This window comes from Mycobacterium sp. AZCC_0083, assembly GCF_014202335.1.
Classification (GTDB): domain Bacteria; phylum Actinomycetota; class Actinomycetes; order Mycobacteriales; family Mycobacteriaceae; genus Mycobacterium.
On sequence record NZ_JACHGP010000020.1, the window covers coordinates 69,855 to 95,226 of the forward strand.

24 protein-coding genes are annotated in these 25,372 nt (G+C 66.2%); 10 read left to right on the forward strand and 14 right to left on the reverse strand.

Annotated features, from left to right (window positions below; translation table 11 throughout):
* The first annotated feature begins 1 nt into the window (after nt 1).
* From HNP02_RS35780 to HNP02_RS35790, 3 genes are read left to right on the forward strand one after another with little or no spacing between them, the layout of a single operon-like run.
* Nucleotides 2-1,630: an AMP-binding protein gene (locus tag HNP02_RS35780; protein ID WP_184445397.1), complete on the forward strand. Its 1,629-nt coding sequence runs from the start codon at nt 2-4 to the stop codon at nt 1,628-1,630.
* Nucleotides 1,627-2,454, forward strand: coding sequence for an acyl-CoA thioesterase II (locus tag HNP02_RS35785; protein ID WP_184445398.1), 828 nt, complete (start codon nt 1,627-1,629; stop codon nt 2,452-2,454). Before HNP02_RS35780 ends, HNP02_RS35785 begins: the two co-directional genes overlap by 4 nt.
* The gene (locus tag HNP02_RS35790) at nt 2,451-3,290 is read left to right on the forward strand and encodes an enoyl-CoA hydratase (protein WP_184445399.1); all 840 of its coding nucleotides are present in this window, start codon (nt 2,451-2,453) and stop codon (nt 3,288-3,290) included. The genes HNP02_RS35785 and HNP02_RS35790 overlap by 4 nt, the downstream gene beginning before the upstream one ends.
* A gap of 148 nt (nt 3,291-3,438) precedes the next feature.
* Here HNP02_RS35790 and HNP02_RS35795 read toward each other — a convergent pair whose 3' ends face one another.
* The 4 genes from HNP02_RS35795 to HNP02_RS35810 all read right to left on the reverse strand — a co-directional run bounded on the left by HNP02_RS35795 (nt 3,439) and on the right by HNP02_RS35810 (nt 6,205).
* Complete coding sequence (locus tag HNP02_RS35795) at nt 3,439-4,281, reverse strand: NAD(P)-dependent oxidoreductase (RefSeq protein WP_184445400.1); 843 nt, start codon at nt 4,279-4,281, stop codon at nt 3,439-3,441.
* Nucleotides 4,278-4,430, reverse strand: a complete 153-nt coding sequence (locus HNP02_RS35800) for a hypothetical protein (protein ID WP_184445401.1) — start codon at nt 4,428-4,430, stop codon at nt 4,278-4,280. Before HNP02_RS35800 ends, HNP02_RS35795 begins: the two co-directional genes overlap by 4 nt.
* A 119-nt stretch (nt 4,431-4,549) precedes the next feature.
* Nucleotides 4,550-5,368, reverse strand: coding sequence for a mycofactocin-coupled SDR family oxidoreductase (locus tag HNP02_RS35805; RefSeq protein ID WP_184445402.1), 819 nt, complete (start codon nt 5,366-5,368; stop codon nt 4,550-4,552).
* A gap of 3 nt (nt 5,369-5,371) precedes the next feature.
* A complete protein-coding gene (locus HNP02_RS35810) occupies nt 5,372-6,205 on the reverse strand; it encodes a mycofactocin-coupled SDR family oxidoreductase (RefSeq protein ID WP_184445403.1) in 834 nt (277 codons plus the stop codon).
* A 153-nt stretch (nt 6,206-6,358) separates the two neighbouring features.
* Here HNP02_RS35810 and HNP02_RS35815 point away from each other — a divergent pair, with 153 nt between their 5' ends.
* The gene (locus HNP02_RS35815) at nt 6,359-7,048 is read left to right on the forward strand and encodes a TetR/AcrR family transcriptional regulator (RefSeq protein WP_184445404.1); all 690 of its coding nucleotides are present in this window, start codon (nt 6,359-6,361) and stop codon (nt 7,046-7,048) included.
* A 126-nt stretch (nt 7,049-7,174) separates the two neighbouring features.
* Here HNP02_RS35815 and HNP02_RS35820 read toward each other — a convergent pair whose 3' ends face one another.
* The 4 genes from HNP02_RS35820 to HNP02_RS35835 all read right to left on the reverse strand — a co-directional run bounded on the left by HNP02_RS35820 (nt 7,175) and on the right by HNP02_RS35835 (nt 12,839).
* Complete coding sequence (locus tag HNP02_RS35820) at nt 7,175-7,969, reverse strand: carboxymuconolactone decarboxylase family protein (RefSeq protein WP_184445405.1); 795 nt, start codon at nt 7,967-7,969, stop codon at nt 7,175-7,177.
* An 814-nt stretch (nt 7,970-8,783) separates the two neighbouring features.
* Nucleotides 8,784-10,409 (reverse strand): class I adenylate-forming enzyme family protein, encoded by a 1,626-nt coding sequence (locus HNP02_RS35825; protein ID WP_184445406.1) that lies wholly within the window; start codon nt 10,407-10,409, stop codon nt 8,784-8,786.
* A complete protein-coding gene (locus HNP02_RS35830) occupies nt 10,409-11,653 on the reverse strand; it encodes a cytochrome P450 (protein ID WP_184445407.1) in 1,245 nt (414 codons plus the stop codon). Before HNP02_RS35830 ends, HNP02_RS35825 begins: the two co-directional genes overlap by 1 nt.
* 1 nt (nt 11,654) lies before the next feature.
* Nucleotides 11,655-12,839, reverse strand: a complete 1,185-nt coding sequence (locus HNP02_RS35835; RefSeq protein WP_184445408.1) for an amidohydrolase family protein — start codon at nt 12,837-12,839, stop codon at nt 11,655-11,657.
* Between the two features lie 229 nt (nt 12,840-13,068).
* On the opposite strand from HNP02_RS35835, the gene HNP02_RS35840 reads away from it, so the two are divergent.
* Complete coding sequence (locus tag HNP02_RS35840; protein ID WP_184445409.1) at nt 13,069-14,094, forward strand: acyl-CoA dehydrogenase family protein; 1,026 nt, start codon at nt 13,069-13,071, stop codon at nt 14,092-14,094.
* 3 nt (nt 14,095-14,097) lie between these two features.
* Nucleotides 14,098-15,264, forward strand: a complete 1,167-nt coding sequence (locus HNP02_RS35845; RefSeq protein WP_184445410.1) for an acyl-CoA dehydrogenase family protein — start codon at nt 14,098-14,100, stop codon at nt 15,262-15,264.
* On the opposite strand, the gene HNP02_RS35850 is transcribed toward HNP02_RS35845, so the two are convergent.
* Together HNP02_RS35850 and HNP02_RS35855 are read right to left on the reverse strand one after the other, a co-directional pair.
* Nucleotides 15,265-16,059 (reverse strand): SDR family oxidoreductase, encoded by a 795-nt coding sequence (locus HNP02_RS35850; protein WP_184445411.1) that lies wholly within the window; start codon nt 16,057-16,059, stop codon nt 15,265-15,267.
* An 11-nt stretch (nt 16,060-16,070) separates the two neighbouring features.
* Nucleotides 16,071-16,835, reverse strand: coding sequence for an SDR family NAD(P)-dependent oxidoreductase (locus HNP02_RS35855; RefSeq protein ID WP_184445412.1), 765 nt, complete (start codon nt 16,833-16,835; stop codon nt 16,071-16,073).
* 158 nt (nt 16,836-16,993) lie between these two features.
* On the opposite strand from HNP02_RS35855, the gene HNP02_RS35860 reads away from it, so the two are divergent.
* Entirely contained in the window at nt 16,994-18,667 is a 1,674-nt protein-coding gene (locus tag HNP02_RS35860) for an OB-fold domain-containing protein (protein WP_184445466.1), read from the forward strand.
* A gap of 70 nt (nt 18,668-18,737) precedes the next feature.
* Here the strand turns inward: HNP02_RS35860 and HNP02_RS35865 are convergent, their stop codons facing one another.
* On the reverse strand, nt 18,738-19,946 hold the full coding sequence (locus HNP02_RS35865) for an oxygenase MpaB family protein (protein ID WP_184445413.1): 1,209 nt from the start codon (nt 19,944-19,946) through the stop codon (nt 18,738-18,740).
* Nucleotides 19,947-20,094: 148 nt separating this feature from the next.
* Here HNP02_RS35865 and HNP02_RS35870 point away from each other — a divergent pair, with 148 nt between their 5' ends.
* Nucleotides 20,095-20,724 carry a TetR/AcrR family transcriptional regulator gene (locus tag HNP02_RS35870; RefSeq protein WP_184445414.1) on the forward strand — a complete coding sequence of 210 codons (630 nt, stop codon included), beginning with the start codon at nt 20,095-20,097 and terminating at the stop codon, nt 20,722-20,724.
* Between the two features lie 20 nt (nt 20,725-20,744).
* Here the strand turns inward: HNP02_RS35870 and HNP02_RS35875 are convergent, their stop codons facing one another.
* From HNP02_RS35875 to HNP02_RS35885, 3 genes are read right to left on the reverse strand one after another with little or no spacing between them, the layout of a single operon-like run.
* A complete protein-coding gene (locus HNP02_RS35875; RefSeq protein ID WP_184445415.1) occupies nt 20,745-21,668 on the reverse strand; it encodes an alpha/beta hydrolase in 924 nt (307 codons plus the stop codon).
* A complete protein-coding gene (locus tag HNP02_RS35880) occupies nt 21,668-22,504 on the reverse strand; it encodes an SDR family oxidoreductase (protein ID WP_184445416.1) in 837 nt (278 codons plus the stop codon). The genes HNP02_RS35875 and HNP02_RS35880 overlap by 1 nt, the downstream gene beginning before the upstream one ends.
* 9 nt (nt 22,505-22,513) lie before the next feature.
* Nucleotides 22,514-23,707 carry an acetyl-CoA C-acyltransferase gene (locus HNP02_RS35885; RefSeq protein WP_184445417.1) on the reverse strand — a complete coding sequence of 398 codons (1,194 nt, stop codon included), beginning with the start codon at nt 23,705-23,707 and terminating at the stop codon, nt 22,514-22,516.
* A gap of 142 nt (nt 23,708-23,849) precedes the next feature.
* On the opposite strand from HNP02_RS35885, the gene HNP02_RS35890 reads away from it, so the two are divergent.
* Together HNP02_RS35890 and HNP02_RS35895 are read left to right on the forward strand one after the other, a co-directional pair.
* Complete coding sequence (locus tag HNP02_RS35890) at nt 23,850-24,047, forward strand: ferredoxin (RefSeq protein ID WP_184445418.1); 198 nt, start codon at nt 23,850-23,852, stop codon at nt 24,045-24,047.
* A gap of 132 nt (nt 24,048-24,179) precedes the next feature.
* A complete protein-coding gene (locus HNP02_RS35895) occupies nt 24,180-25,307 on the forward strand; it encodes an amidohydrolase family protein (protein ID WP_184445419.1) in 1,128 nt (375 codons plus the stop codon).
* The last annotated feature ends 65 nt before the right edge of the window (nt 25,308-25,372 follow it).

A 25,372-nucleotide genomic window follows, 5' to 3' on the forward strand; every position in this document is an offset into this window, starting at 1 on the left:
GATGAACCGAACTCGACTGACCGCGGCCGACATCGTGGCCCCTCCGGTGGCCGCGGACCGCATCGAGGAATACCGGCGCTTCGGATACGTCAGTGACCTGACGATCAGTGCGTGTGTCGAACGGGCCGCGCGGCAGTGGGGCAGCCGTCCGGCGCTGGTCGAGTCGGGAACAGAGCTGACCTATCAGGAGCTGCTTGAACTCGTCGAACACGCGGCGGCGTGGTTGACGAAATCCGGGGTTGGTCCGGGTGGCGTGGTGGTCTGGCAGACCCCGAACTGGTGGGAGGCCCATGTCCTGGGTCTGGCCATCTGGCATGCCGGCGCGGTGAGCTGCCCGATCGCCCCGTTCTACCGGGAGCACGAGCTGCGTGGGGTCATCGAGCAGGTGCGGCCGGCGGCAGTTGTTGCCGCCGAGTCGTTTCGGGGCTTCGCGCACGCCGAGGCGTTCGATGATCTGCTGGCCCAAGCCGGCCTGCGCGCGATACCCAGGGTTGTCCTGCGCGGCTGCCGGCCGGGATGGACACCGTTCGAGGAGGTCATGTCCCACGGTCGACGGCAGAAGTTCGCCGAGACCTCGGCGGGCGACCCTTGCCTCATCCTGTTTACGTCGGGGACGACGACGGCCGCCAAGGCCGCCGTGCACTCCTCCCACACCCTGTTGGCCGAAACCCGTCAGCTCGCCGACGTGTGGGGGCTGAGCTGGGAGGATGTCGCGTACATGGCGGCCCCGTTGCAGCACATCACCGGAGTGCTCAATGCCATGACGATCCCCCTGCTGGTGGGCGCGTCTGCGGTGCTCGCCGAACGTTGGGATGCCGACGAAGCCGTGCAGGACATGACGCGGCGGCGGGTCACCTGGACCGCGGGTGCGACCGTGTTCCTGCAGGAACTGACCGACGCTGCGCACGCCGCGTCGTTGCACTTGCCGCTGCGAATGTTCGCCTGCGGCGGTGCGTCGGTTCCGCGCGCGATCATGGAACGTAGTGAGGAGCAGGGGATTCCCGCGGCGCGGGTCTACGGCATGACTGAACTACCGACCGTCACCGTGATGAACCGAGCCTACCCGTTCGACCTGCGGGCCCAGACCGACGGCGCAGTCGCACCGGGCGTCGAGGTGCGCATAGTCGACGACCAATCCCATCCGCTCCCAACCGGTTCCGCGGGCGAGATCCTGGTGCGCGGACCGGAGCGGATGCTCGGCTACCTCGACGAGGCGGCCAACCGGACCGCCCTGGACGACGCGGGTTGGTTTCGCACGGGGGACGTTGGAGTCCTCGACGACGCTGGCTTCGTCACGATCACCGGCCGCCTCAAGGATGTGATCAATCGCGGTGGCGAGAAGTTCTCTGCCCGCGACATCGAGGACGTGCTTGCAGCGCATCCCGCGGTCCGTCAGGCCGCGGTGGTGGCGGGTCCCGACGCCAGATTCGGTGAGGTTCCGGTCGCCTTCGTGGTGCTCGACGGCGCTGAGCGGCCCTCTGCCGAAGAGCTCGTGGGGCATCTCCGGGCGACCGGCGTTGCGCGACAAAAGACCCCCGTCGCATGGCATTTCGTGGAATCCCTGCCGATGACGCCGTCGGGCAAGGTCAAGAAGTTCGAGCTGATCGCAGCCGCAGGGAGGCAACGATGAACATCGACCAATTCCGCACCATGATGACGCTCTCCGAGGACCCCGAGGGCCGAACGGTGCTGCCGGTGCCGGACCGGAACGTCGAGCGGATCTTCGGCGGGCAGATCATGGCGCAACTCATTGGGGCCGCTGCGCCGCCCGGCTCGAGCAAGACGGTGAAGTCGCTCCAGATCGCGTTCCCCCGCGCCGGACGCGCCGGTGACCCGCTGTATCTCGACCTCGAGAAGACTTACGACGGGCGCTCGTTGGGGCATCGGCGTGCCGTGGCATGGCAGGGCCAGGAGGGCGCCCGTCGGGTGGTCGCCACCGCGTCGATCCTCGTCGACCACGCCGACGACGGGTACGACTATCAGTACGCCACCGCCGAAGCCGGTGATCCGATGGCGGCCAAACCCGTTGACTTCGCGGTCATTCCAGGTGAAGCCCGACTGGTCGGCGACGTTGGTCTGGACGTCGAGGACGCCGCGGACGCCGACCTGTCGTTCTGGATGTGCTGCCCGGACTTCACCGACACCGCGCTCGCGCAACCGGTCATCGCCTACATCTCGGACTGGCCGCTGATCGGCACCCTGCTCAAGGCGGTGCCCGGGGTCAGTCACCGCGACGCCCACGGCAGCGTCCAAACCGGTGTGGTGACCCATTCGGTGTGGTTTCACCAGCCATTCGACGTCGCGCAGTGGCTGCGGGTGCAGATCCACGGCGTGCGGCTCATTGGTGGCCGCGGCTTCGGCACCGGTGACGTGTACACCCAGTCCGGCTCACACGTGGCGTCGTTCGCGCAGGAGAGCGTCGTGAGAACTCCCCCGAAAGGAACACAACCATGACAGCCCAACACTTCGTCCGCTACGACGTCGACGATCGGGTCGCGGTCATCACCCTCGATCGCCCCGAGGCCGCCAACGCCCAGACCCCCGGCATTCTCCAGGATCTCGACGACGCGTGGCGGCGCGCCGACGAGGACCCCGAGGTCCGGGTCATCGTCTTGGCGACAACGGGTAAGCACTTCTCGGCCGGGCACGACATGTCGGGCACCGATCCGTCGGCTGACGGGCCCACCCTGGGGCCTCAGCGCTCCGATGGCAAGCTCTTCGCGGAGAGCTATTACGACTGGGAGACAAGGGGATACCTCGAGTACGCCAGGCGCTGGCGCGACATCCCCAAGCCGACCATTGCCGCGGTGCAGGGCAAGTGCATCGCGGCCGGGCTGATGCTGTGCTGGCCGTGCGACCTCATCGTCGCCGCGGACAATGCGCAGTTCTCGGACCCGGTCGGTCTGCTGGGCATCATGGGCGTCGAATACCACGCCCACACCTGGGAACTCGGGGCCCGCAAGGCCAAGGAGATGCTGTTCACCGCCGGTTCGGTGACGGCCGAGGAGGCGCTGCGCTCAGGGATGGTGAACCATGTCGTACCGCTGGACGAATTGCGTTCCTTCACACTGGCTCTCGCTCACCGCGTGGCCCAGACCGATCCGTGGGCGCTGCGCCTGGCCAAGCGGGCGGTCAACCACACCCTGGACACCATGGGCTTCTCGACGGCGATCGCATCGTGCTTCGACATGCACCACCTCGGCCACACCCGAGCGCTCGCCGCGACCGGCGGGCAGACCGTGGTGATGGCCGACCTCGAGCGGATGAAGGCCGCGGGCCGCGCCAGGTAAGTAGGGTCGCCGGCCCGCTCGCGCGCCGGCTGCGAGGGACACGCCGCTCAGCGCCAGGAGAACGTCGTCGGCGGCCTGGACTTCCTCCGGGCCGCACGGTGCGATGGTGCCGCTGACTGTTCCGGTGGCGGGTTCGATACGGTCGAGGTCACGCGCACGGGTTGTGTCCCATCGCCGTGAGCACCCGGTGGGCAGCGCTCAGCAGAAGGTCGCCGCGGTTCGCGTGTTCGGCGAGGTCGGCGGCGATGGCGACGTCCTTACCCAGCAAGTCGGCGATGACGCGCACGCGGGCTGATGGTGGCTGAAGGCCGTCGAGTAGGCCGGAGTACATTTGCACCGCATAGCTCCGTCCGCTGGCGTGCGGCAGGATGCTCATCAGGGCGGTCTCATCGACGCCAAGCGCGGCTGCAAACTCCGCGGTCTCGTGGGCCAGGCCCATCGTGGCGGTCAGCAGCAGGTTGTTGAGGAGTTTGGCCAGCTGGCCGGAACCCAGGGCTCCGACGTGCACGATGGGGTCGCCGAACGCGGAGAGCACAGGCACAGCCGTTTCGTAGATGTCGTGGTCGCCGCCCACCATCACGAGGAGCCGCCGCGCGCGGGCCGCTTCGCCGCCGCCGCTGACCGGCGCATCCAGCAAGTGGGCGTGACGTTCGCTGAAGCGCTCTCCGAGTTGGCGGCAGGTCGTCGGGTGCACGGTGCTGTGGATCAACACCGTTGTTCCCGGGGTGATCCCGGCGAGCAATCCGTTCGGGCGCAGCGCCACCTCGACCACATCGTCGTCGTTGAGGACGCAAATGCCGATCACGTCGGCCAGTTCAGCGAGTTCGGCCGGGCTGGAGGCGATGCGCGCTGTGCCGGCGAACGGCTCAACTGACTCGGGCTGGCGGGCCCACAGCACGGTGTCGTGGCCTGCGTCGATCAGCGCCTGAGCCATGGGCGCGCCTTGGCTCCCGAGCCCGATGAATCCGACGATCGGCTTGGCGGCGGTCATGGGGTGACCAGCTTGGCGATCTGGGCACTCGTGAACGCGTCGACGACGAGCCGTCCCACTTCGGCGGCCTCGATGAGCGCCAGGGTGGGGGTCTGTATCGGTTGTGAGGTACCGACCGCGGTGATCTGGTCGACGATGCCGGTCCGCACGGGGCCGGGGTACAGGCATGTGACTCCCACCCCGCGAGGGCGGGCGACATACCCATCGGCCCCCGCGGTGCTAGTGAGCCCCCGCGGTCTACGCCGACCGTTCGGCTGGGACTGAGGTGTCATCGGATGGTGACGCCGGCGTCGACTTTGAACTGCAGGCCGGTGACGTATCGTGCTTCGTCGGACACTAGATACAGCACCGCGTTACTCACATCAATGGCCTCGATCAGCGGTACGGGGAGCGCATTCCCGAAGAGAGGACCGAGGTCCGAACGGTCTTCAACGATTAGCTTGACCATGGATGGTGGCGCCATCCCGGTCCACACCCCCGTCGGGTGGACGGTGTTGACCCGGATGCTTTGAGCGGCAAGCTCGTTCGCGAGAGCGACGCTCATGCCGACGATGCCTTGCTTGGACGCTGTGTAGGGGATGTGCAGCGGGCTGCCCTTGATTCCGGCCGCAGAGCTGATGTTGATCAAGCTGCCGCCGCCTTGCTCAACCAGGTGCGGTATTGCTGCCGCGCACGTATTCCATGCCCCGATGAGGTTGACGTCGGTCACTAATCGCCACTGCTCTGCCGTCGTGGTGTCCCACGTGCCAGCGGTCAGCACGCCGGCATTGGCCACGGCTGCATCCAAACCCCCCAGCTGGGCCGCGGCTGCACTGACGGCTGATGCCAAGGCCTCGGCATTGCGAACGTCGACGACCGCGGTGATCGCCTTGCCGCCGAGCTCGGCGACCAGGTCGGCGGTTTCCTGAAGCTCGTCCTCGGTAGCCAGTTCGTATTCCAGCCCGGGTGGCGTTGCGCAGATGTCGACGAGGATGACGTCGGCGCCTTCCTCGGCCAACCGAACGGCGTGACTGCGGCCCATGCCGCGCGCAGCCCCGGTGATCAATACCCGCTTTCCGGCCACCCGGCCGGTTGACGTTTCTTTCATCGGTCAAAGCTTGTTGCAGAAGCCGGCGTCGACGGGGAAGGTGACGCCGGTGACGTACTTGGCCTCGTCCGAAGCCAAAAAGGCGATGGCTGCACTGACGTCCTCGGGCTCGATCATGTCGATGGGCATTGGATTCTGCAGATGCACACCACCCTCTGGGTAGTGCTCCAGGAATGCGGTCATGGCCGGATTGACCGCCATCATGGTTCGCACGGCGGTCGGGTGCACGGTGTTGACACGAATACTGTAGGGCGCCAGTGCATTTGCCAGTGTGCGCATCAGTCCGACGATTCCGTGCTTCGCCGCAGCGTATCCGAGTCCTCCGCCCTGCAGGCCGCCGAAGCCCTTCAATCCCGCGGTCGAGCTGGTGAAAACGATCGACCCACCTCGTTGGCCCGCGATGAGATGCGGTATCGCCGCCGAAGCGGTGTGGTACGAGCCGTCAAGGATTACCCCGGTCGCGGCGCGCCATTGCTCGAGTTCCTCCTCGATGGTCAACTCGCGGAAGGCGACCGGAGCAATGCCGGCGTTCGCGCACACGATGTCGAGCCGACCGAAGTGCGCTACGCCGGCGTCCAGTGCAGCCTTGACCTTTTGGAAGTCGCGGACATCGGCCACGCTGGCGACGATCTTGGCGCCCTCACCCTCGACCAGTTCGACGGTTTCGTCGAGTTCATCGCGGGATGCCATCGGATAGTGGTTGGCCGGGATGTCGGCACAGATGTCGATCCCGATGATGTTGGCGCCCTCCTGGGCCAGACGCACCGCGTGACTGCGGCCCTGGCCGCGGGCCACCCCGGTGATGAATGCGACGCGTCCCTCGAGGCGTGCTGACATTTGCATCTCCTCATGTCGGCTACCGCCGAGTCTTCAATGTCTACTGCTGCGATTCGGTGACGCGGGTGCTCGTCCATGACGATTCACCTCTCAAACCTTCGACTGGATGTTAAGTCATAGGACTTAATCCGTCTAGTATGAGATTCTGGTCAAATGTCCACGTCGATGTCCACGCCGGTAGGTGCGTCGGCCAGGGAGCGGTTGGTCCTCACCGCCGAGCGACTCTTTGCCCAGCACGGTCTCGACGGTGTTCCACTCCGACTGATCGGCACCACGGCAGGAATGGCGAACAAGTCCGCCGTGCAGTACCACTTCGGATCGAAAGATGTACTCGTCGAAGCGATCCTGGCGAACCGACTCGAACACCTGACCCGCCGACGACAGTTGCTCGGGGCGCGGATGTCCGCGGTCGACCTGCGAAGCGTGGTGGAGGCGCATCAGCTGCCACTCATGGAACTAGCTGAAGACGAAACCTGCTACTACCTGCCCTTCCTCGAACAACTGTTGCGCTACGACTACCGAAGCAGCCCGCTAGCCACCCTGCCAGCTGCCCACCGCGAATCGCACCAGGCGTACATCGACCACGTCGGCGCCCTGATCGACCATGTGCCGCAGCCGCTGCGTGACGACCGCATTCATCTGGTGTCGGCGATGTGCGTGCACGCCTGCGCCGACCGCCACCGTGCGCGCATGTTCGGCACGCCCGTGTCGACTTACGCCGTCCACGTCAGTGCACTGCTGGACGGGATGGTTGCGTTTCTTACAGCGGTTCCCTCGGCCGAGACACTGACCGCGCTCCAAGGATCCACGCACGATCGCCCGCGAATGCGGGCACTGCCCTGAGCGGACGAGCATCGGTTCCGAGCGCGACATCGTGGCCGACCACCACGGCGCTCTCGGCACCACCGGTGTCGAGAGGGCCATCCCCCTCGAGCATTGTTTGTGCGCATACGAAGTGCAACGACGTCGTCAGCTGTCTGTGCAGGTGTTCTTGGCCGCCGCCACCAGGAGATGATCGAGGCGTCGCGCCACGATCCAACCGAGATAAACCGCGATGTGCATGACGACCTCTTGCAACTCGTCGAACGTGAGATCGCCGCTGCGCAAGGCGGACTCGAGCTGATCGGTCATCTCCGCATCGATCCCGAGGGCGGCGCTGCAGGAGATTGCGACTAGTCGTCGGTCGCGCCGGGTGAGGTACTCATCGCGGCTCCAGATCTCGCCGTAGAGGTAGTCGAGGTCGCCCACGGCTTGAAATGAGGTGCGAGGCGGTGCAGGCGCGCCCCCGTGCACGGCCGCGTATGCCGCCTCACCTCGGGCCCGGCGGACGCCGTGGGCAACCGGATCGGCCCACGGGACGAACCTCGCGAAGGTCAGCGTGTCGCCGTCCTCCTCGGCGATCTTGGCGAAGGCAGCCATGATGTAGGTGAGCATCGACGAGCCCTTGGGCCAACCCGCCTGGGTGCCAAAGAAGAGCAGGAACTCGTCGATCTCCTCCTTCGTCACCTCGTTGCTCTTGAGGGCGGCGTAGCAGTGGGTCTCCATCGGCAGGGGTGCGTCGGCCATGCCGACGCACGCAAGGGTGATCCAGCGACGATCGCGCGGCGTGAGCACGCCGCGGCGCCACATCTCGGCGAAGACGAACCCGATCACTCCGCCGTCAATGTAGGCGCTGACCGGGGCAGGGGCCGGTGCACACATGATGTGCTCGTACTCCGCCTTGGCGACCCGTTGACGGTCGTCGCGATCTGTCCATTCGCTCACGTGGACTCCGTCCGGGGGTATAGAAGCTGTGCTGAGACGGCCCTCTGGGACGACAACCTAACCAGATGGGGTGAGTAAGTCAAAAAACTTAGGAACAAGTCGTATACCTTAAAGCACCCGGCCGAAGGCCTGCCGACATCGTGTGGGAGCGGCGACATACCAGCGCTGGCCAACTGTGATCAGCCAACTCCCGGAACGCGCGCAGAGCCGATAGGGGGCGCGTCGGCAAAATCCATGTCGACTAGGCGGGCTGGCCCGTTGAACTCGAATTAGGTTATTTTGCTGATGATTTCGGCCATGTAATCGACTTCGGTGTGCCCGTCCCGGAAGTATCGATGTTCGACCGCGACTCGAAGATCAACACGAGACCGTCTTCTCTGGGGTCATGCTGCGACCCGCAGCGACGCTGTGCGGCGAGCTGACCCCTGGCCTTCCCGCCGTATTCCGAGCCGTCGACCAAACTCCACGAGGTGTACTGAGCGTGGCACTGAATTGACTTAAGCCGGTGCGTATCACGCGATGTCGACCACGCGATGCTCTGACTTCACGGGGGCTCGCACGCTCGCCGAGATCGGTGAGTGATCGGGCTGTCGGAGTCGCCTGAAGACTGAGCTCCGAACACCCAATTGCCGCTACCATCGCCCGGGCGGCCCGGTAACGGGTCGCAGACCCGTGTCGACGTGGTGTTCACCCTGAACACCTTCCGCTGCTGACCAGCGCCGCGGTGATCGCGTTCCTCGCCGCCGGTGCTTGCGTGACATCCGTTGTCCAAGTGCCGTTCTCGGGGATCTCGATGCGACTCCTCTGGGGGTGGTCAGCGCGTCGACAACAACCTGACCAGCCCTTGGCGGTCGACCTTGCCGGTGGGCAGCATCGGTAGCTCGGTCTCGGCGAGCACCGCGATGACGGTCGGCACTTTGAACCCGGACAGGTTGCGACGGGCGTGGGCAGCGACGGCATCGGTCGACAGCACTGCGCCCTGCGAGGGCACGACGGCGGCTCCGACCACCTCGCCGCGTACCGGATGGGGCAGGCCGACGACGAAGCTGTGCAACACCCCGGGCGTCGCATCCAAGACGGCCTCGACCTCCGCCGGTGAGACGTTCGACCCCGCGGTTTTGATCAGACCGCTGGCGCGGCCGGTGAAGTGCAGATGCCCGGCGTCATCGAACCATCCACGGTCCCCGGTCGAATACCAGCCGTCGGGACTGAACACCTCGTGGCGTTCCTGCTTGTAGATCCCGCTCATGAGGATCTGGCCCCGAACCTGGATCTCGCCATGTTGCCCGGGTGCCACCTCGAGACCGCTGGGGTCCACGATCCTGTGCTGCACCACCCCGGGCAGTGGTATCCCGAAGGAGCCGCGCCGCTCGGTCGGCAACGGATTGTCGGGCACCTCCACCATGGTGTGCGGGCCGCCCGTCTCGGTCATGCCGAGCAAGTTGGGTGTCAACTCGGGTTCGCTGGGCCGCCTTTCGGGCGGCAGCGCCTCAAACATGGTGCCGCCCCGCACGCTGGACAGATCGCGCTTGGCGAAGTCGGGGTGGTCGGCCATGGCCTGACTGGCCTGCGCCCAGCACGAGATGTAGGTCGCCCGCTCGCGCTCGAGCAGCGCCAGTGTGGCACCGGGTTCGAACACGTCCTGAGCGAGGACGGCCGCACCGGTTGAGAGTGCCTGCAGCACAACCATCGTCAGCCCGCCGACCCAGAAGAACGGCATCGGAGAATAGACGCGGTCGGTGGCGGTGACGCCGCGGTGGTGCGCCAAGATGTAGGCGTGGCGCACCAGGCTGCCGTGCGTGTGCGCGACGGATTTCGGAAGCGCCGTCGTCCCTGACGTGGTGACGAGCACGAGATCATCAGCCGACCGAACCTCCGCCTCAGCCGAACCTGCCAGGGGCACAACCGGTCCCGCAATGCCGGGCCACGGCGTGGCCCACGACCGGTCGCAGTCCGGCCACACGTGCACCCTGCGCAGATAGGGGACTTCGGGAACGGCGATCGCCGCGTCGCCGTCGGACAGACCGGGCACGGCATCGGCTAACCGGTCGAGGAGGTCGTGCCCGGCGATCGAGCGACCCATCAGCAGCACCTGGGTGTCGGTGTGGCGGAGCAGCCGGGCGAGTTCGGCTCCCGGCGCGAAGGTCGACAGCGGGACGGTCAGCGCACCGATGCGCGCCGCGGCCAACCAGGAGATGATCCACTGGGCGCAGTTGGGGAACAGGATCCCGACCCGGGTTCCCTTGCCAACGCCGCTGGCCAACAGCGCATCGGCCAGCGCCAGTGACTGCGCATCGGCTTCGGCGAAGCTCAGCCGCTCGTCGTCGGTGACCAGGAATGCGCCGTCCGCCTGCGCGCGTCGCAGCGCCAGAAGGTCCGGGATGCTGCCGGGCAGCGCGTCGTGTGCCGGTTCGTACTCGGCGGACTGCGCCGCAGCCATCAACGCACGTGCACCGGGATATGGGAGTAACCCGCCACGTTGGACATCGTGACTCGTTGCAGGCCTTCGGTATCGACGTCGAACCGTGGCCAACATTCGCGCAGCTGCTGCAGCGCGACGCGGGTCTCCAGGCGGGCCAGCCAGGAGCCCAGGCAGCTGTGCGCGCCGTACCCGAAGGCCAGCGTGGTGGCGCCGCCCCGCTTGATGTCGAACACGTCCGGTCGGTCGTAGGCCCGCGGGTCGCGGGTCGCGGCGCCGGTGACCAGCAGGGTCGGCGACCCTGCTGGGATCGTGCCGCCGTCGAATGTGACATCGCGGGTGGTGAACCGGCCCTGGTACTGCGACGGCGGGTTGAGGCGCAGCATCTCCTCGATCGCGCCAGGGATCAGTCCGGGGTCCGCCAGCACCAGCTCCCACTGGTCGGGATTGTGGTGAAAGGCCATGACGCCGTTGCCCATCAGCTTGGTGACCGTTTCACTGCCTGCCGCGGCAATCAGCACCGAGAACGTGGCGATGTCTTCGTCGGTGAGCCGGTGCGTCACCCCGGTTTCGTCCTCATAGGTAGCGGTCACCAGCCGGCTGATGATCAGGTCGTCGGGCTTGCGCCTCTTCTCCCGCGCCAGGTCCAGGAAGTACTCGCCCATCGCCATCGACGCCGCCACGCCGCTCTCGGTGGCGAACGGGTTGTTCTCCTCGCGGTGCAGGAACCCGTCTGTCCACAGCCGGATCTGCTGGCGTTCCCCGGCCGGCACGCCCAGCATCGAGGAGATGATCTCGACCGGGAACAGCGCCGCGAAGTCGGCCACCAGGTCGAAGTGGTCCCTGCCTGCCAGCGCCTGGACATGCGAGGTGACGATGTCGGTCACCAACGGCTCGAGGTTGGCGATCGCGGCCTTGGTGAACACCTGGCGTACCAGCTTGCGCAGCCGCTCGTGTTCGGGCGGATCCATCAGAATCAACATCTTGAGTTCGTCGAACCTGTGCCGCATCGACAGTGCGTCCAGGGTGACGCCGTAAGCGCTGCTGAAGCTCTCCCAGTCGCGGAGCGCTGCAACGACATCCGCGTTGCGGGTCAGGGCATAGAAATCCCACCGGTCGCTGTAGTAGACCGGAGCCTCGTCACGCATCCAGCGATAGGTGTCGTACGGATCGTCGAAGAAGCTGTCGGAGTACGGGTTGAACTCCATGGGGGAGCCGTCGTCGCGTGCTTCGGTGGCTGATGGCGCACCCTGATCAGTCGACATCTCAGGCGTCGACCCGCATCATGGTCGCCAGCGTGCCGCCCATCACCATGGCGATCTCGTCGTCGCTCAACTCGGGGTGGTGCTCGGCGTAGCTGAGCGGGTCGGCGAGGCCTTCGGGGTGGGGATAGTCCGAGCCGAAGAAGAGGTGGTCCATCGGCACTAGCTTGGCGAGCTCGGCCACGTTCTCCTCCCAGAAGGGATTGAAGTAGATGCACCGTCGGACCGACTCCAACGGGTGCTCGCCGTAGAGCTGCGGCATTTTCTTGTAGGTATCGCTGAGATTGTCGAAAAGCCGTGGAAGCCAACTAGTTCCGTTCTCGACCATCGCGATGCGAAGCTCAGGGAAGCGCGTCAGCACGCCGTGGCAGGCGAGGGCCGCCACCGCGTCCTCGGCTGGGTTGCGGGCCAGGGTGTAGTACGACCGGAACGGTGTGGGCTGGAAGGGCTTGAACTCCCCGGCGCCCTCCCAATCGTTGGCGTAACGGGAGTAGCCGCTATCCGAGGCGTGCATGACCACGAGCACGCCGGTCTCGACGATCCGCTTCCAGAACGGATCGAACTCGGGAAGGGCAAACGAGCGCGGACCGTGCAGCCCCGGGACGGGTGCGGGACGGATGAGGATCGCCCGGGCGCCATGCTCGACGGCCCAATCCAGTTCCTCGATCGCCTTCTCGACGATTGGCAGGGTGATGATCGGCGTGGTGAAGATGCGGCCCCGATAATCGAAGCTCCAGGTCTCGTCCAGCCACTGGTTGAGGGCGTGGATGATCGTGTGCGTCGCCTCTGGCTGCGCGCGGAACCGCTCCTCCACCAGGCTGGCCAACGTCGGGTACATCATCGACATGTCGATGCCCTGCTCATCGAGCAGCGCCAAACGGGGCGCCGGTTCACGAAACGCGTCGGTCGACTCGATCGCCTTGCCCATTATCTCGCGTTGCGTCTTGCCTTGTGGGTTGCCGTTGCGGAAGTAGTCCTCCTGCGCGCCGGGTGCGGCGACCCTGTCAAAGGTGGGGTTGGGGATGTAGTCGCTGATCTGCCCCAAGGTGGCGATTTTCGTGCGCCCGTCGACCTCGACGTACCGGATTGCGCCGTGATACTCCGGCGGCAGAAATTTCGTCAGCGCATCGCGGGTCTCGTACATGTGATTGTCGCCGTCGAAGACCGGAAATCCCAATCTTTGCGTCATCGAACTCCTCCTGGTGCTTTGCCGCGTCTGCACCTCGTGCAGCCTGTGCCTGGTTCTGCAGTACGGTATTACGTGTGCGTGCAACTCTAACATTAGGTGCTTTAAAAGAGGATATGCGTTTACTTTGAAGCGCTGAAGCTCTCCGCGCATCGGTAATGTTGCTCTGCGACGGCCGCACGGCGTCGTCGCGCCCCAAGGCTCACGGTTCGGATACGAGGAGAAATTGCAAATGGATCTGCGCCTGGCCGAGGAGCAACGGGCGGTCCGGGCCACTTTTGCGGCGCTGTTCCGCAAGGAGGCCACCCCGGATCGCGTCCGGATCGCCGAATCGTCCGGCCTCGATCAGCAGCTGTGGCGGCGCTACGCCGACACCGGGGCGCTGGGGATCGGTGTGCCGACGGCCTGCGGAGGCGAAGGCGGCGGCTTGTTGGAGCTGGCCTTGATCGCTGAGGAGGCAGGCCGCCGCATTGCACCGATTCCGGTCGTGGAAACCGCGGCCGCCGCTCGACTGCTGGGCCGCCTTGGCGAAAAGGAGCTGCTGGGTCCGATCGTGAACGGCTCGACGATCGTGTCGTTGGCAACGGCGCCAGGACCGGTGGGTCGCCAGCTGCTGGTCGACGGGGCGATTGCCGACGCCGTGCTCGTCTTCGACGGAGGATCCCTTCATTACGTGGTCCGGCCTGACGGTGCGTCAAGGACACCGCGACGCAATTTGGGCGGGTTGGCTCTGGGCCGCTGGGATGAGCGTTGCTCGAGCTCCGAACTCGCCGACGGTGACGAGGCACAAAGGGTATTCGCTGCGGCTCTGGACGATGTCCGGGTGCTGCGGGCTGCGGCGCTGCACGGGTTGGCAAGCCAGGCCGTGCAGATCGGGACGAGTTACGCGTCCGTGCGCGAGGCGTTCGGCCAGCCGATCGGCATGTACCAGGCCGTTGCCCATCCCTTCGCCGATGCGGTGGCCGCCCTCGACGGTGTCCAATTATTGGTCGACAAAGCCTGTTGGACCTTGGAGTCCGCGCACGTCGACGGCCCCGTGTTGGCCGCGATGGCCTTCGTGTTCGCCGCCCAGACCGCCCATCAGACTGCCCAACACTGCCTGCACGTCCACGGCGGCTACGGCTTCATGGAGGAGTACGACATCCAGCTCTATTACCGGCGGGCCAAGGCATGGGCGACAGCATTCGCCGACCCGCACCGCGAGCTACTCACCGTCGCCGATCGACGATTCGGGCCCGTCCCAGCCGAGGGCACATAACAGATGGACTTCACCGAACCTGCCAACTGGACCGAAATCCGTCGTCAAGCGGAGGCGTTCGTCGCCGAGCACGTCATCCGGGAGATGATCGAGGATGAGCGCCGCACCGGCGACGGCGTGAACCGCGACCTGACCAAGAAGCTGGGGGAACGCGGCTGGGTCGCGTCGATGTGGCCCGCCGAGGAGGGTGGCGCCGGGTTGGACCATTTCGAGGCGTCGGTGTTGTTGACCACCCTGCGCAAGGGCGGCGTTCCGACGGCCGGACCCGGTACCACCATGTTGCCCGCCAACGCGATCCGGGCGGCCGGCTCGGAGGAACTGAAATCCCGGGTCCTGCCCGGGGTGGCGGCAGGTGAGACCCTGATCTGTCTGGGTTACACCGAGCCCGCGGGTGGATCCGATGTCTTCGCTTGCGCCACCCGGTCGCAACGCGACGGCGACGACTGGATCGTCAACGGGCAGAAGATCTTCACCACCTTCGCGCACCGGGCCGACTACTGCTTCCTGTTGACTCGCTCCCAGCCGGAGTCGGTGGGGACCCGCGGTCTGACCATGCTGCTGGTGCCGCTGGACTCGCCCGGCATCGAAATCCAGGCCGTGCGCACGATGGGCCACGAGCGCACCAACATCGTGTTCTACAACGACGTCCGGGTCGCCGACGCCAACCGCATCGGAGAGGCTCACCAGGGTTTCGCCGTAATGCGCGCGGCCCTAGAGGCCGAACAGAACGTCGCACCGGGTTCGAGAACCAGCTGGATCGCCGCGGACGCCGTCGAGTACGCCCGCCAGCACCGCGCCCCCGGAGGCGGCGAGCTGATCAACGACCCGCTGGTGCGCCAGCGGCTGGCACAGATGGCGATCGAGGCCGAGGTCGCCGACCTGCTCGACCTGCGCGTCGCCTTCCTCGACGCCGAAGGCGACAAGCCCGGACCTGTGTCGGCCCTATTCGGTCCGGAGAGCTACGTGCGCGCATCGGCTGCGGCGATCGACATCGCAGGCACCCTGGGAATGCTGGACTGGACCGATCCGGAAAGCCCACTGGACGGCAGCCTGGACGGGCACTATCGCAGCGCCGTCGCCACGACGATCTACGGCGGATCCAGTGAGGTGCTGCGCAGCCTCATCGTGGAGAACCGGCTCGGCTTACCCCGCAGTCGTCCTCGACGGTGATCACAGAAAGTCACTGCCACCATCGACGTTGAGGTGCGCACCGGTCATGTAGCCGTTGGTGCGCGAGGCGCAGAATGCGATGACGGCCGCCACCTCGTGGGGCAGGCCGAAGCGTCCTAGATCGACCGCCATGCCGTGGCGGCGGCCCAGCAGCTCGTAGGCGCCGACAGAGTCGTCCATCGCGATCTCGGTGGCGGCAAGCATTGGTCGCGCCCAGTCGGTGAGTATCGGGCCCGGAGCAACCGCGTTGACCAGGATGCCGTCGGGCGCCAAGGAGCGGGCGAGGTTCTTCGTGACGCTGAGCAGGGCGCTCTTCGCCGCCGTATAGCTCACCAACGACGGCGACTGGTGCTGGACCGACATCGCCGTCACGTTCACTACGCGCGCCCAGTCCGCCGCCCGCAGCACGGGCAACGCCGCCCGTACACAGCGCACGGCTGACATCACCCCCTGGTCGAACGCCGTCGACCACGCCTCGTCGTCGAGGTCCTCGAAGCGCCCCGCACCGAACGGCCCGGCGGCATTGATCAGCACGTTGAGGTCGCCCCATCGGTTCCGGACGGTTTCGAAGACGGCAGCGACCTCGGACTCCGACGCCAGGTCCGCCGGTAGCACGAGTACTTCGGGACTACCGGCGGCCGCGACGGCGGCGGCGGTCTCCTCCAGTCGGGTCTGGTCCCTGCCGATCAGACCGACCCGGCAGCCGTCGCCCGCCAGCTGCACGGCGGTCGCCAGTCCGATGCCGCGGGTACCGCCCGCGACCACTGCCTTCGCGTCGGCGAATCCGAGATCCACTAGGGGTGCCGCTACTTCGGGGCGAACCGCTGGCCGGCGTCGAGGCGGATCGCGCTGCCGTTGAGCATTTGATTCTCGATGATGGCCACCGCGAGGGCGGCGTATTCGCCGGGGCGGCCCATCCGGCGGGGGAAGGCCGCGTCGCGTGTCAGTTCACCGGCCATCTGCTCGGGAATCCGCGAGGTGATTCCCGTCGCGAACAGGCTCGGCGCGATGGCGGTGACGCGGATGCCAAGGCTGCCGAGGTCACGCGCCATGGTGAGGGTCATCCCGGCGATCCCGGCCTTGGCGGCGGTATAGGCGACCTGGCCGATCTGGCCTTCGAATGCCGCGATCGAGGAGGTGTTGACGATGATGCCGCGTTCGGCGTCGTCCGGCTCGTTTCGACTCATGTGCGCGGCCTGCAGCCGGTTCAGATTGAAGGTGGCGATCAGATTGAGCTCGATTACCGACCGGAAGGCGTCCAGGGAGTGGGGTCCCGTCTTGGACAGCGTGCGCTGGGAGACGCCGCCCCCGGCGGTGTTGACTGCGATGTGCAGGGCACCCAGGTCGTCGACAGCCGCTTGCAGCGCCGCCTCGACGCCGTCGCTGTCGGTCACATTGCACGGATGAAACGACGATCCGTCGCCGAGTTCCTCGGCCACGGCGGCTCCCTCCGATGTCGGCAGGTCGAGTACGGCGACTCGCGCACCCCGTTCCGCCAACCGTTCCGCGGTTGCCCGCCCCATGCCGGAGGCGCCTCCGACGACCACCGCGGCACTGCCTTTGACCTTCACGTGAACCTTCACCCCTGTCTGCTGTGACAACTGATTGTCCCTCTACGAGGTCGTTACTGTACATATAAGTAGAATCATCCTCTACTTTGACGCCAGACAACATATTCGTCGTCTGCTACGGTGCGTGCGAGAAGTTCGTCGGCTTGACCGGAGGTGTGATGAAAGAGCCCGGCCCAGACGAACCGGTTGCGCGGCCTCTGCCCTCCCCGAGCATCAGCAGCGAGCGGTTCTGGACCAGCGGAGCCGACGGGCGGCTCCGGATCGCCCAATGCCAGGGCTGCCGCCGCTACCATCACCCGCCGCAGCCGATCTGCCCCGCATGCCGCTGCGCCGAGGTGACGATGACGCCGGTATCGGGACATGCGACCGTCGCCGGGTTCACCGTGAATCATCAGCAGTGGCTGCCGAAGTTCCCACCGCCCTACGTCGTCGCAGTCGTCGCCCTCGCCGAAGATCCGTCCACCCGACTGACGACGAACATCGTCGGCTGTGATCCCGGTGACGTCGCCATCGGCATGCAGGTGCGCGTCGTGTTCGAGCAGCACGACGAGGTGTGGATCCCCCTGTTCGAACCCGACCCCGAGGCTTCGGGGGCCGGACAGGTCCCGGGCCCACGCGACCTGACCTCGGCAGTGCGCCCGATGGTGTCCACCAGCAAGTTTGAAGACAAGGTCGCTTTGACCGGGGTCGGCAGCTCGACCATCGGGCGCCGCCTCATGGTCGATCCGCTCTCCCTGACCGTCACGGCGTGCCTGCGTGCCGTCGAGGACGCCGGTCTGACCTTGGCCGACATCGACGGCCTGGCGACCTATCCGGGAGGTTCCGTCGGGGGCATGTCCGAGGGCGGGGTCACCGCGTTGGAGGAGGCGTTGCGCATCCAGCCCACCTGGATCAGCGGTGGGGGCGAAGTTCCCGGGCCGAGCGGCAGCGTCGTGTCCGCGATGCTCGCCGTCGCGGCCGGGCTGTGCCGGCACGTGTTGTGCTTCCGGACCGTGTGGGAATCCACGCACACCACCCTGGCCAGAGCCGCGACGTCCCGGTCCGGCGGCAGCCGAGGAGCGTCGGGCATGTTCGAGTGGCGCGCTCCGTTCGGCGCCATGTCGGCCGCCAACTGGATCGGAATCAACGCCTCGCACTATTTCTGGCGCTACGGCGGCGACCGCGCATCAACGCTGGCGCCCATCGCGCTGACCGCGCGCGCGAACGCGGCGCGCAATCCGGCCGCGATCTACCGCGACCCGCTCACCCTGGATGACTACTTGTCGGCGCGAATGATCAGCTCGCCGTTCGGCCTCTACGACTGCGACGTGCCGTGCGACGGGGCCATCGCGGTGGTCGTGTCATCGATTGACACGGCGTTCGACCGACCGAAGTCGCCGGTGCTGGTCGAGGCCGTGGGCACGCAGGTGATCGACCGAATCTCCTGGGACCAGGACACTCTCACCCACGAACCTCAGGTATTCGGACCGGCCGCGCATCTGTGGACCCGCACCAGCCTGCGGCCCGACGATGTCGACGTCGCCGAGCTCTACGACGGATTCACCTTCAACGCCGTCTCGTGGCTGGAGGCGCTCGGATTCTGCGGCCTCGGGGAGGCCGCAGACTTCCTCGATGGCGGAACGACCATCGCGCTGGACGGCAAGTTGCCGCTCAACACCCACGGCGGTCAGCTGTCGGCCGGACGGACCCACGGCTTCGGCTTCCTGGCCGAGGCGATCGCACAACTGCGGGGCGAGGCGGCCAACCGCCAGGTCGCCGACGCCCAGGTTGCGGTCGTCACCACCGGCGGCGGTACCCCCGGAGGAGCGCTGCTTCTGCGGCGAGGTGACTGAGCAGAGGACGGACGAATGAGACTGGAACAGGATCACGAGATCGATCAGTTCCGCGCGGAGGGATCGTGGGTCAGGTGAGCGTCGGCTCGGCGTGCCGCGATTCGGTTTCGCTGCGGTCCGCTTCGTAGAGGGCGTTGTCCGCTTCTCCGAGCATGGCGTGGGCCGCTTCGAGGTTCTTGGCCTGTTCGGCGGACCACTTCTGTGGGTCGCGGCGGAGTTTGAGCCGGTGGGCGCGGATTCCGTTGATGGCGGCGGAAATGGCGGCGTCGGCGATCTTGTCCTCGCCGATCTGCAGTTCGTCGGCCACCGCGGTGCCGTGGAAGCGTCGGGCCAGGCTGTGCAACCCCTTGTTGCCGAGTGTTTCGGGCACACCGAGCGCTTCGGTCAACATGTCGGTGATCGAGTCGAGTGTCGCACCCGCCAATGTGACCGAATCCACGATCAACGGGCCGGTCACGGCCTGATAGAGCTCGTCGACCCGAGCGGCTTGCTCGTTGGTTTGGATGCCTTCGACCAGGTCGGGATCGATGCCCAGGATGTGCGCAACGACCCACCAATACCGGTAGAGCGTTGCGGTCTCCGCCGACGTGAGGCCGAAGCCCATGGCCTGTTCGGCGTTGAGCGTCGTGACGGTGAAGTCCATCCAGGTGCGGGCGAGATCGACCTGATTGATCGGTGCGCCATATGCCCCTTCGTCGAAGCCGTGCGTGCGCGCGAACCGGCGCATGTGTGCGTGCAGCATCCGGACCTGCAACGTCGCGACGTAGCCGGGCCTCCCTGGTCGGAGTCCGCCGGGCAGCATCACCGTGGCCACCCATTTACCGGTTTCGCGGATCCGTCGATCGGCACCCTCGACCAGTCGCCCCGTAGTGGCCAGGACCTTGGATATCGACGGTGACTCATAGACCCGGATGAGTGCGCCGGCACTGAGGGATACGAGGTGCACCGGATTGGGCATGGTGAAGAACGGCATCGAGGCGTTGTCGAGCACATCGTCGTCGGCGTAGTCCGGCAGATTCTCAGTGGAAGCGAGCAGCGCAGCCACCGCCGGAGGCGGTGCGTCCAGAGAGGCGAGTCCGTGTCGGATCCCGGAGTCGAGTTGGTGGCGGACGTCGCGTCCGCCGGCGTGGATCTCTTCGACGACGGCATCCGCCAGTGGGTCACCGGTCGTCAGGGCCACGTCGAGCAGATCGGCCCGCGATTGGCCGAACTGCAAAAGGACGCCGCTGTAGCGCCCGCGTTCCGTCGGCCAGGTGGGGGTGGCGGGGGCGGAGCCCATCGTGCCTCCGTGGATTGGCAGGTATGCACGCGAATTGTGACACAACAGTTATACACTGACGTTCATATCAGGACAATGGTGTATCGATTTATACAGTATTGGCCAGATTCTGGCGGGTTTCTAGACGCTGCACGAGACGGGAGTCCTGGTGTCGAATGCGACCGAGCAGCGCATCATTGCCGCAGCCATCAGGCTCTTCTCCGAACGGAGCAGCGCGAACCTGACCATGAGTGATCTGGCCGCCGAAGCGGGCGTCGCCCGTGGAACGCTGTACCGCAACGTCGAGTCGGTGGAGCAGCTCTTCGATCAGGTCATCTCGGATTTGGGGGTGAAGCTGCATGCCAACATGGCCCTGTCGATCGATGCGCTTGGCGACATCGACCCGGCTCTGCGATTGCCCACCGGGCTGCGCATGCTGATCCGAATTGCCCACGACGACCCCGCAATTGGAAGATTCATCGTCAGATTCGGCCTGACCAACGAGAGCCTTCGCAGCATCGTGTCTGGCCCGCCCATGCAGGACGTCGCGGCAGGCGTCGCAGCGCATCGCTTCGACGTCGGCGAGGCGTCGATGCTCGGCGTCGCCTCGCTGCTCATAGGCAGCGCTGTCGCCGCGATATGGACGGTCCTAGAGGGCCACCAAGGGTGGCGCGAAGCAGGCTCGAGCACCGCTGAACTCGTGCTGCGCGCCCTTGGCGTGTCATCCAGCGAAGCCCGTCGGATGTCCCGCACCCAGCTTCCCCCGTTTCGCGGGGCTGCCGCCATCGGCGGCAGCTAGCGCGACTCACGCACGAATCGTCAACCGAACTGGCGGGCCAGCCAGTCCGCGCTGTCACGCGCGGCGGTTCGGGCGAGGGCGGTGTGGGCGAACATGTCGAAGCCATGCACGGCGCCGGCGTAGACGTGCAGCTCGGTGGGCACCGCGGCCCGGCACAGTCGCGCTGCGAAGTCGATCGACTCGTCGCGCAGACAGTCGACGGTGCCGACGCCGATGAATGTCGATGGCAGGCCGCTCAATTCGGTGGCCCGGGCCGGCGCAGCATCCGCTGGCACATCGTCGGTGCCGCACCGGTCCCCGATATAACTGCGCCAGCCGAACGCATTGGATTCCCGACTCCACATGCGCAATCCTTCGAGTTGGCTCGATGGAGTCAGGCCGCGGTCGTCGAGCATCGGATATTCCAGGTATTGGAACGCCACCGGGATGTCGGAGCCGTCTCGGCATCGCAGCGCGAGACCGGCGGCCAGCGCGCCACCTGCGCTTCGTCCGCCGATCCCGACCCGCCGCAGGTCGATCTGCAGATCACTGGCGTGCTCGACAATGAAGCGCAACCCAGCCTCGCAGTCGTCGAGCGGCCTGGGATACGGCGATTCGGGTGCCAACCGGTACTCGACGCTCACGCAAACACAGCCCAGCCCGCGGCACCACTCGATCAGGCGCGCGTCGTCCATGTATCGGTTGCCGATCACCATCCCACCACCGTGCATCCAGTACAGGACGGGCAGTTCGCCGACCGTGGTGGCTGGTCGCAGAACGGACAGTGCGACGTCACCGCGGTCAGTGGTCAGTTCGACACGATCGATGTCGGGCGCGGATTGCGGCTCGAACTCAGTCGCGCTGCGCATGCCGGGAAGGTTCTCGTTGGAGAAGTCGAAGTCGGGCATGTGCAGCAGACTCTCGCCGATCTCCGGGTCGACCCAGCCCGCTCGGGTCGTGGCCATCAACCGACGCCCATCATGTGTTTGCCTGCACCGACGAGTCCCCCGTCGACGCGGAGGTCGCAGCCGGAGATGAACGCCGCCGCGTCGGACTCCAGAAAGGCGACCGCGGCGGCGATGTCCTCGGGACGCCCGGGAAGTGGTTGCTCGGAACGCTTTACCGGCGTCACATCGATCATGAGCGGAATGACGGGCTGACGTTCGAGTTCCAGCCTGCCCATCGGAGTGTCGATCAGGCCGGGCGAGATAGCCACGGTGCGACCGCCTTTCACGCCCCACGGCGCGGCCAGACGTTCGGCCAGCCGGACGACGCCGCGCTTGGCGAGAACGTAGGCCGTCGCGCTGTCGAGGGGGTGGCCCAGCGCCTGCTCGATGGCGGTGAGGAACCCGTCGGCCAGCGGATCGTCCAGTAGCGGCTCGGCGGCCGCCGCAATGTCGCTGTACCCGGCGATCGAGCCGATCAAGATCGCCGAGCTGCCCGGGGTCACGAGGGGAAACAACGCGTCGGTGATCCGCACCGAGCCGGCCAAATCGACGTCCAGTACGGTGCGAGCATCCGCCATCTCCGGCGAAACACCCGCGGTGTGCACCAGGCAGCGAAAGCTGCCCATGTCCAGCACGCGCTCGGCGACCGCCGCGATGTCAGCCGGAGAGGTCACGTCGCATCGCAGTGTCTCGACGCGCACCCCGTTGGCTTCGAGCTCAGCGCGGGCATGTTCGAGTTGCTCCTCGCCGAGGTCCACCAGAAGCAGACTCCCGCGGTGAGCCAACGCACGTGCGCAGGCCAGGCCCATTCCGCCTGCACCACCAGTGATCACCAGGACGTCGTCAGTTGCCATGGTGCGCTCCTACAACCGCTCGATGATCGTCGCGTTCGCCATCCCGCCACCTTCGCACATCGCCTGGAGGCCATAGCGACCGCCGGTGGCCTCCAAATGGTTCAAAAGCGTTGCTAGCAGCCGGGTTCCGGATGACCCGAGGGCGTGGCCCAACGCAATCGCTCCACCCCATGGATTGAGCCGCGCGGGATCGGCGCCAAGCTCCTGCGCCCACGCCAGTGGCACACAGGCAAATGCCTCGTTGACCTCATAGGCATCGATGTCGTCGAGCGTCAGGCCGCCACGGTGCAGCGCCCTGTTCGTCGCCGGGATGGGCGCGGTCAACATGTAGAGCGGATCGTCCCCGGCGACGGCGAACGCGTGGAATCGGGCGCGGGGCCGCAGGCCGCACGCCAGCGCCGTCTGTTCGCTCATGATCAACGCGGCCGACGCCCCGTCGGTCAGCGGGGACGAGTTTCCTGGGGTGATCCGCCAGTCGAGGGTGGGGAAGCGGGCGGCCGCTTCGGTCGAGGCGAAGGACGGCCTCAGCGTGCCGAGCGCTTCGGCTGTGGTCGCCGCCCGAATCGTCTCGTCGACGGAATGCGATGTGTGGCGGCCCTTCTCGTCGACGACCGGCATCGCGACGATCTCATCGGCGAAGCATCCCGCGGCGGCCGCAGCCGCCGCCCGTTGGTGGGAGGTGACGGCGAACGCATCCAGGGAATCCTGATCAAGCTTCCAGCGCGCCGCCACCAGTTCGGCGGCCACGCCTTGCTTGACCAGGCCCTGCGGATATCGCGCCGCGACGCTCGGGCCGAACGTGTCGGCGCCCGACGATGCCGTTCCCATCGGAACCCGGCTCATGGACTCCACGCCGCACGCGATCACTATGTCGTAGGCACCGGCCATCACGCCCTGCGCTGCGAAATGCACCGCCTGTTGGCTGGAACCGCATTGGCGGTCGACGGTGGTGGCGGGCACGGACTCCGGGAAGCCCGCGGCCAGGGCCGCGCTGCGGGCGATGTTGAAGCTCTGCTCACCCACCTGTTCCACGCAACCGGCGATGACGTCATCGATACGGGCCGGATCCAGATCGTTTCGGGCCACGACCTCTGACAGCACCTGGCGCAACAGCTCGACGGGGTGGCAGCCCGATAGTGCGCCGCCGGGTTTGCCCTTGCCTGAGGCCAACCGGACGACGTCGACGATGACTGCGTTGTTCATTCCTTACTCCCACCTGGCGCGGCGTGTATCGATCACCGGTGGCGACGCCGGCACGAAGGGCAGTCTGCCACAGATGAAACTGATATATGCATACAGTGATCACATGGTTGTCGCTATTAGAATGTGATGGTCTACTGGAGATATGAAGGTGACAGTCGATCCCGATCTCTGTGAAGCGAACGCGTTGTGCGTGGCATCGGCCCCGGACGTGTTCGACCTGGTCGACGACGCGGTCGTCGACATCCTGATTCCGCAGCCGCCTCCCGAACTGGAATCCGATGTACGTGATGCAGTTGCCGCGTGCCCGAAGCAGGCGCTGTGGATCCTCGATACGGACTGACTGCAGGCCCTCGCAGCTCGCGCAGGCAGACCTGCATTGCAGTAAATGCACTCAGCGTTCTACTCTGAAGACAGTTCGTTCCACGTCTGGTGTTCGAGCCGGTGTACCAGTCGTTCCTGAAGGGAAACCAGCATGCTGCCCGACGACGCCAAGATCATCTCCGTCGACGACCACGTCATCGAGCACCCGCGCGTCTGGCTCGACCGGGTGCCCGCCAAGTACGCGGAGGTGGCTCCGCGCATCGTGAAGCTGCCCGACGGCAACGACACCTGGCTATACGAAGGCAAGCAGTCCGGCAACTTCGCGCTCAACGCCGTCGCGGGCAAGCACCCGCGCGACTTCGGGATGGACCCCCGCAGCTACGACGACATGCTGCCTGGCTGCCACGACATCGAGGACCGCATCAAGGACATGGACATCGAGGGCGTCTGGGCCCAGTTGTGCTTCCCCAACTTCGGTGGCTTCGCAGGCAGCACCTTCCATACCGCCAGCGACAAAGAGTTCGCCAAGCTCTGCATCACCGCCTACAACGACTTCATCCTCGATGAGTGGTGCGGCTTCGCCCCCGAGCGCCAGATCCCGTTGATGATGGTGCCGTTCTGGGACGTCGAGGCCTCGGTCGCCGAGATCGAACGCACGGCCACCAAGGGTGCCAAGTCCATCTCCTTCCTCGAGGCGCCGCACAAGATCGGTCTGCCGTCCTACCACACCGACCACTGGGATCCGATCTTCCGCATCTGCGAGGAGGCCGGCCTGCCGCTGTCGATGCACTTCGGATCCGGCGGCATGCCGCAGGGACTTGCCCGTGACGGCGACCTGTTCATCGGGATCGCGTTGTTCGGACTGAATTCGATGATGGCCACCGTGGATCTGCTGATGTCGGACGTGTTCTACAAGTTCCCCAACCTCAAGGTCGCGCTCTCCGAGGGCGGCATTGGCTGGATTCCGTACCTGCTGGAGCGCATCGACTACTCCTGGGGCCGGCACAAGTACTGGTGCAACGTCAATGCCGACAAGCTGCCCTCAGAGTTGTTCCGGGAGCACATCTTTGGATGCTTCATCTCCGACCAGTCCGGCATCGAGCAGCGCCATCGCATCGGTATCGACAACATCATGTTCGAAAGCGACTACCCACATTCCGACTCCAACTGGCCGCACACCCGAAAGCTGCTCGCCGAGCACCTCGTCGACGTGCCGGACGAGGAGGCCCGCAAGATCGTCGAGCTCAACGCCCGCACCCTGTACAACTTTTGGGCCTGACGCCCACCATCGCCGTCTCCCGAGGCGGGAGCCCGGGAATTCGCCGCTCATCCGTGCTCGGCGAA

What these genes read in the sequence shown, in the direction of transcription:
- HNP02_RS35780 (WP_184445397.1), top strand. Translation starts at nt 2, where the DNA reads ATGAACCGAACTCGACTGACCGCGGCCGACATCGTGGCCCCTCCGGTG.
- HNP02_RS35785 (WP_184445398.1), top strand. Translation starts at nt 1,627, where the DNA reads ATGAACATCGACCAATTCCGCACCATGATGACGCTCTCCGAGGACCCC.
- HNP02_RS35790 (WP_184445399.1), top strand. Translation starts at nt 2,451, where the DNA reads ATGACAGCCCAACACTTCGTCCGCTACGACGTCGACGATCGGGTCGCG.
- HNP02_RS35795 (WP_184445400.1), bottom strand. Translation starts at nt 4,281, where the DNA reads ATGACCGCCGCCAAGCCGATCGTCGGATTCATCGGGCTCGGGAGCCAA.
- HNP02_RS35805 (WP_184445402.1), bottom strand. Translation starts at nt 5,368, where the DNA reads ATGAAAGAAACGTCAACCGGCCGGGTGGCCGGAAAGCGGGTATTGATC.
- HNP02_RS35810 (WP_184445403.1), bottom strand. Translation starts at nt 6,205, where the DNA reads ATGTCAGCACGCCTCGAGGGACGCGTCGCATTCATCACCGGGGTGGCC.
- HNP02_RS35815 (WP_184445404.1), top strand. Translation starts at nt 6,359, where the DNA reads ATGTCCACGTCGATGTCCACGCCGGTAGGTGCGTCGGCCAGGGAGCGG.
- HNP02_RS35825 (WP_184445406.1), bottom strand. Translation starts at nt 10,409, where the DNA reads ATGGCTGCGGCGCAGTCCGCCGAGTACGAACCGGCACACGACGCGCTG.
- HNP02_RS35830 (WP_184445407.1), bottom strand. Translation starts at nt 11,653, where the DNA reads ATGTCGACTGATCAGGGTGCGCCATCAGCCACCGAAGCACGCGACGAC.
- HNP02_RS35835 (WP_184445408.1), bottom strand. Translation starts at nt 12,839, where the DNA reads ATGACGCAAAGATTGGGATTTCCGGTCTTCGACGGCGACAATCACATG.
- HNP02_RS35840 (WP_184445409.1), top strand. Translation starts at nt 13,069, where the DNA reads ATGGATCTGCGCCTGGCCGAGGAGCAACGGGCGGTCCGGGCCACTTTT.
- HNP02_RS35845 (WP_184445410.1), top strand. Translation starts at nt 14,098, where the DNA reads ATGGACTTCACCGAACCTGCCAACTGGACCGAAATCCGTCGTCAAGCG.
- HNP02_RS35860 (WP_184445466.1), top strand. Translation starts at nt 16,994, where the DNA reads ATGAAAGAGCCCGGCCCAGACGAACCGGTTGCGCGGCCTCTGCCCTCC.
- HNP02_RS35865 (WP_184445413.1), bottom strand. Translation starts at nt 19,946, where the DNA reads ATGGGCTCCGCCCCCGCCACCCCCACCTGGCCGACGGAACGCGGGCGC.
- HNP02_RS35875 (WP_184445415.1), bottom strand. Translation starts at nt 21,668, where the DNA reads ATGGCCACGACCCGAGCGGGCTGGGTCGACCCGGAGATCGGCGAGAGT.
- HNP02_RS35880 (WP_184445416.1), bottom strand. Translation starts at nt 22,504, where the DNA reads ATGGCAACTGACGACGTCCTGGTGATCACTGGTGGTGCAGGCGGAATG.
- HNP02_RS35885 (WP_184445417.1), bottom strand. Translation starts at nt 23,707, where the DNA reads ATGAACAACGCAGTCATCGTCGACGTCGTCCGGTTGGCCTCAGGCAAG.
- HNP02_RS35890 (WP_184445418.1), top strand. Translation starts at nt 23,850, where the DNA reads ATGAAGGTGACAGTCGATCCCGATCTCTGTGAAGCGAACGCGTTGTGC.
- HNP02_RS35895 (WP_184445419.1), top strand. Translation starts at nt 24,180, where the DNA reads ATGCTGCCCGACGACGCCAAGATCATCTCCGTCGACGACCACGTCATC.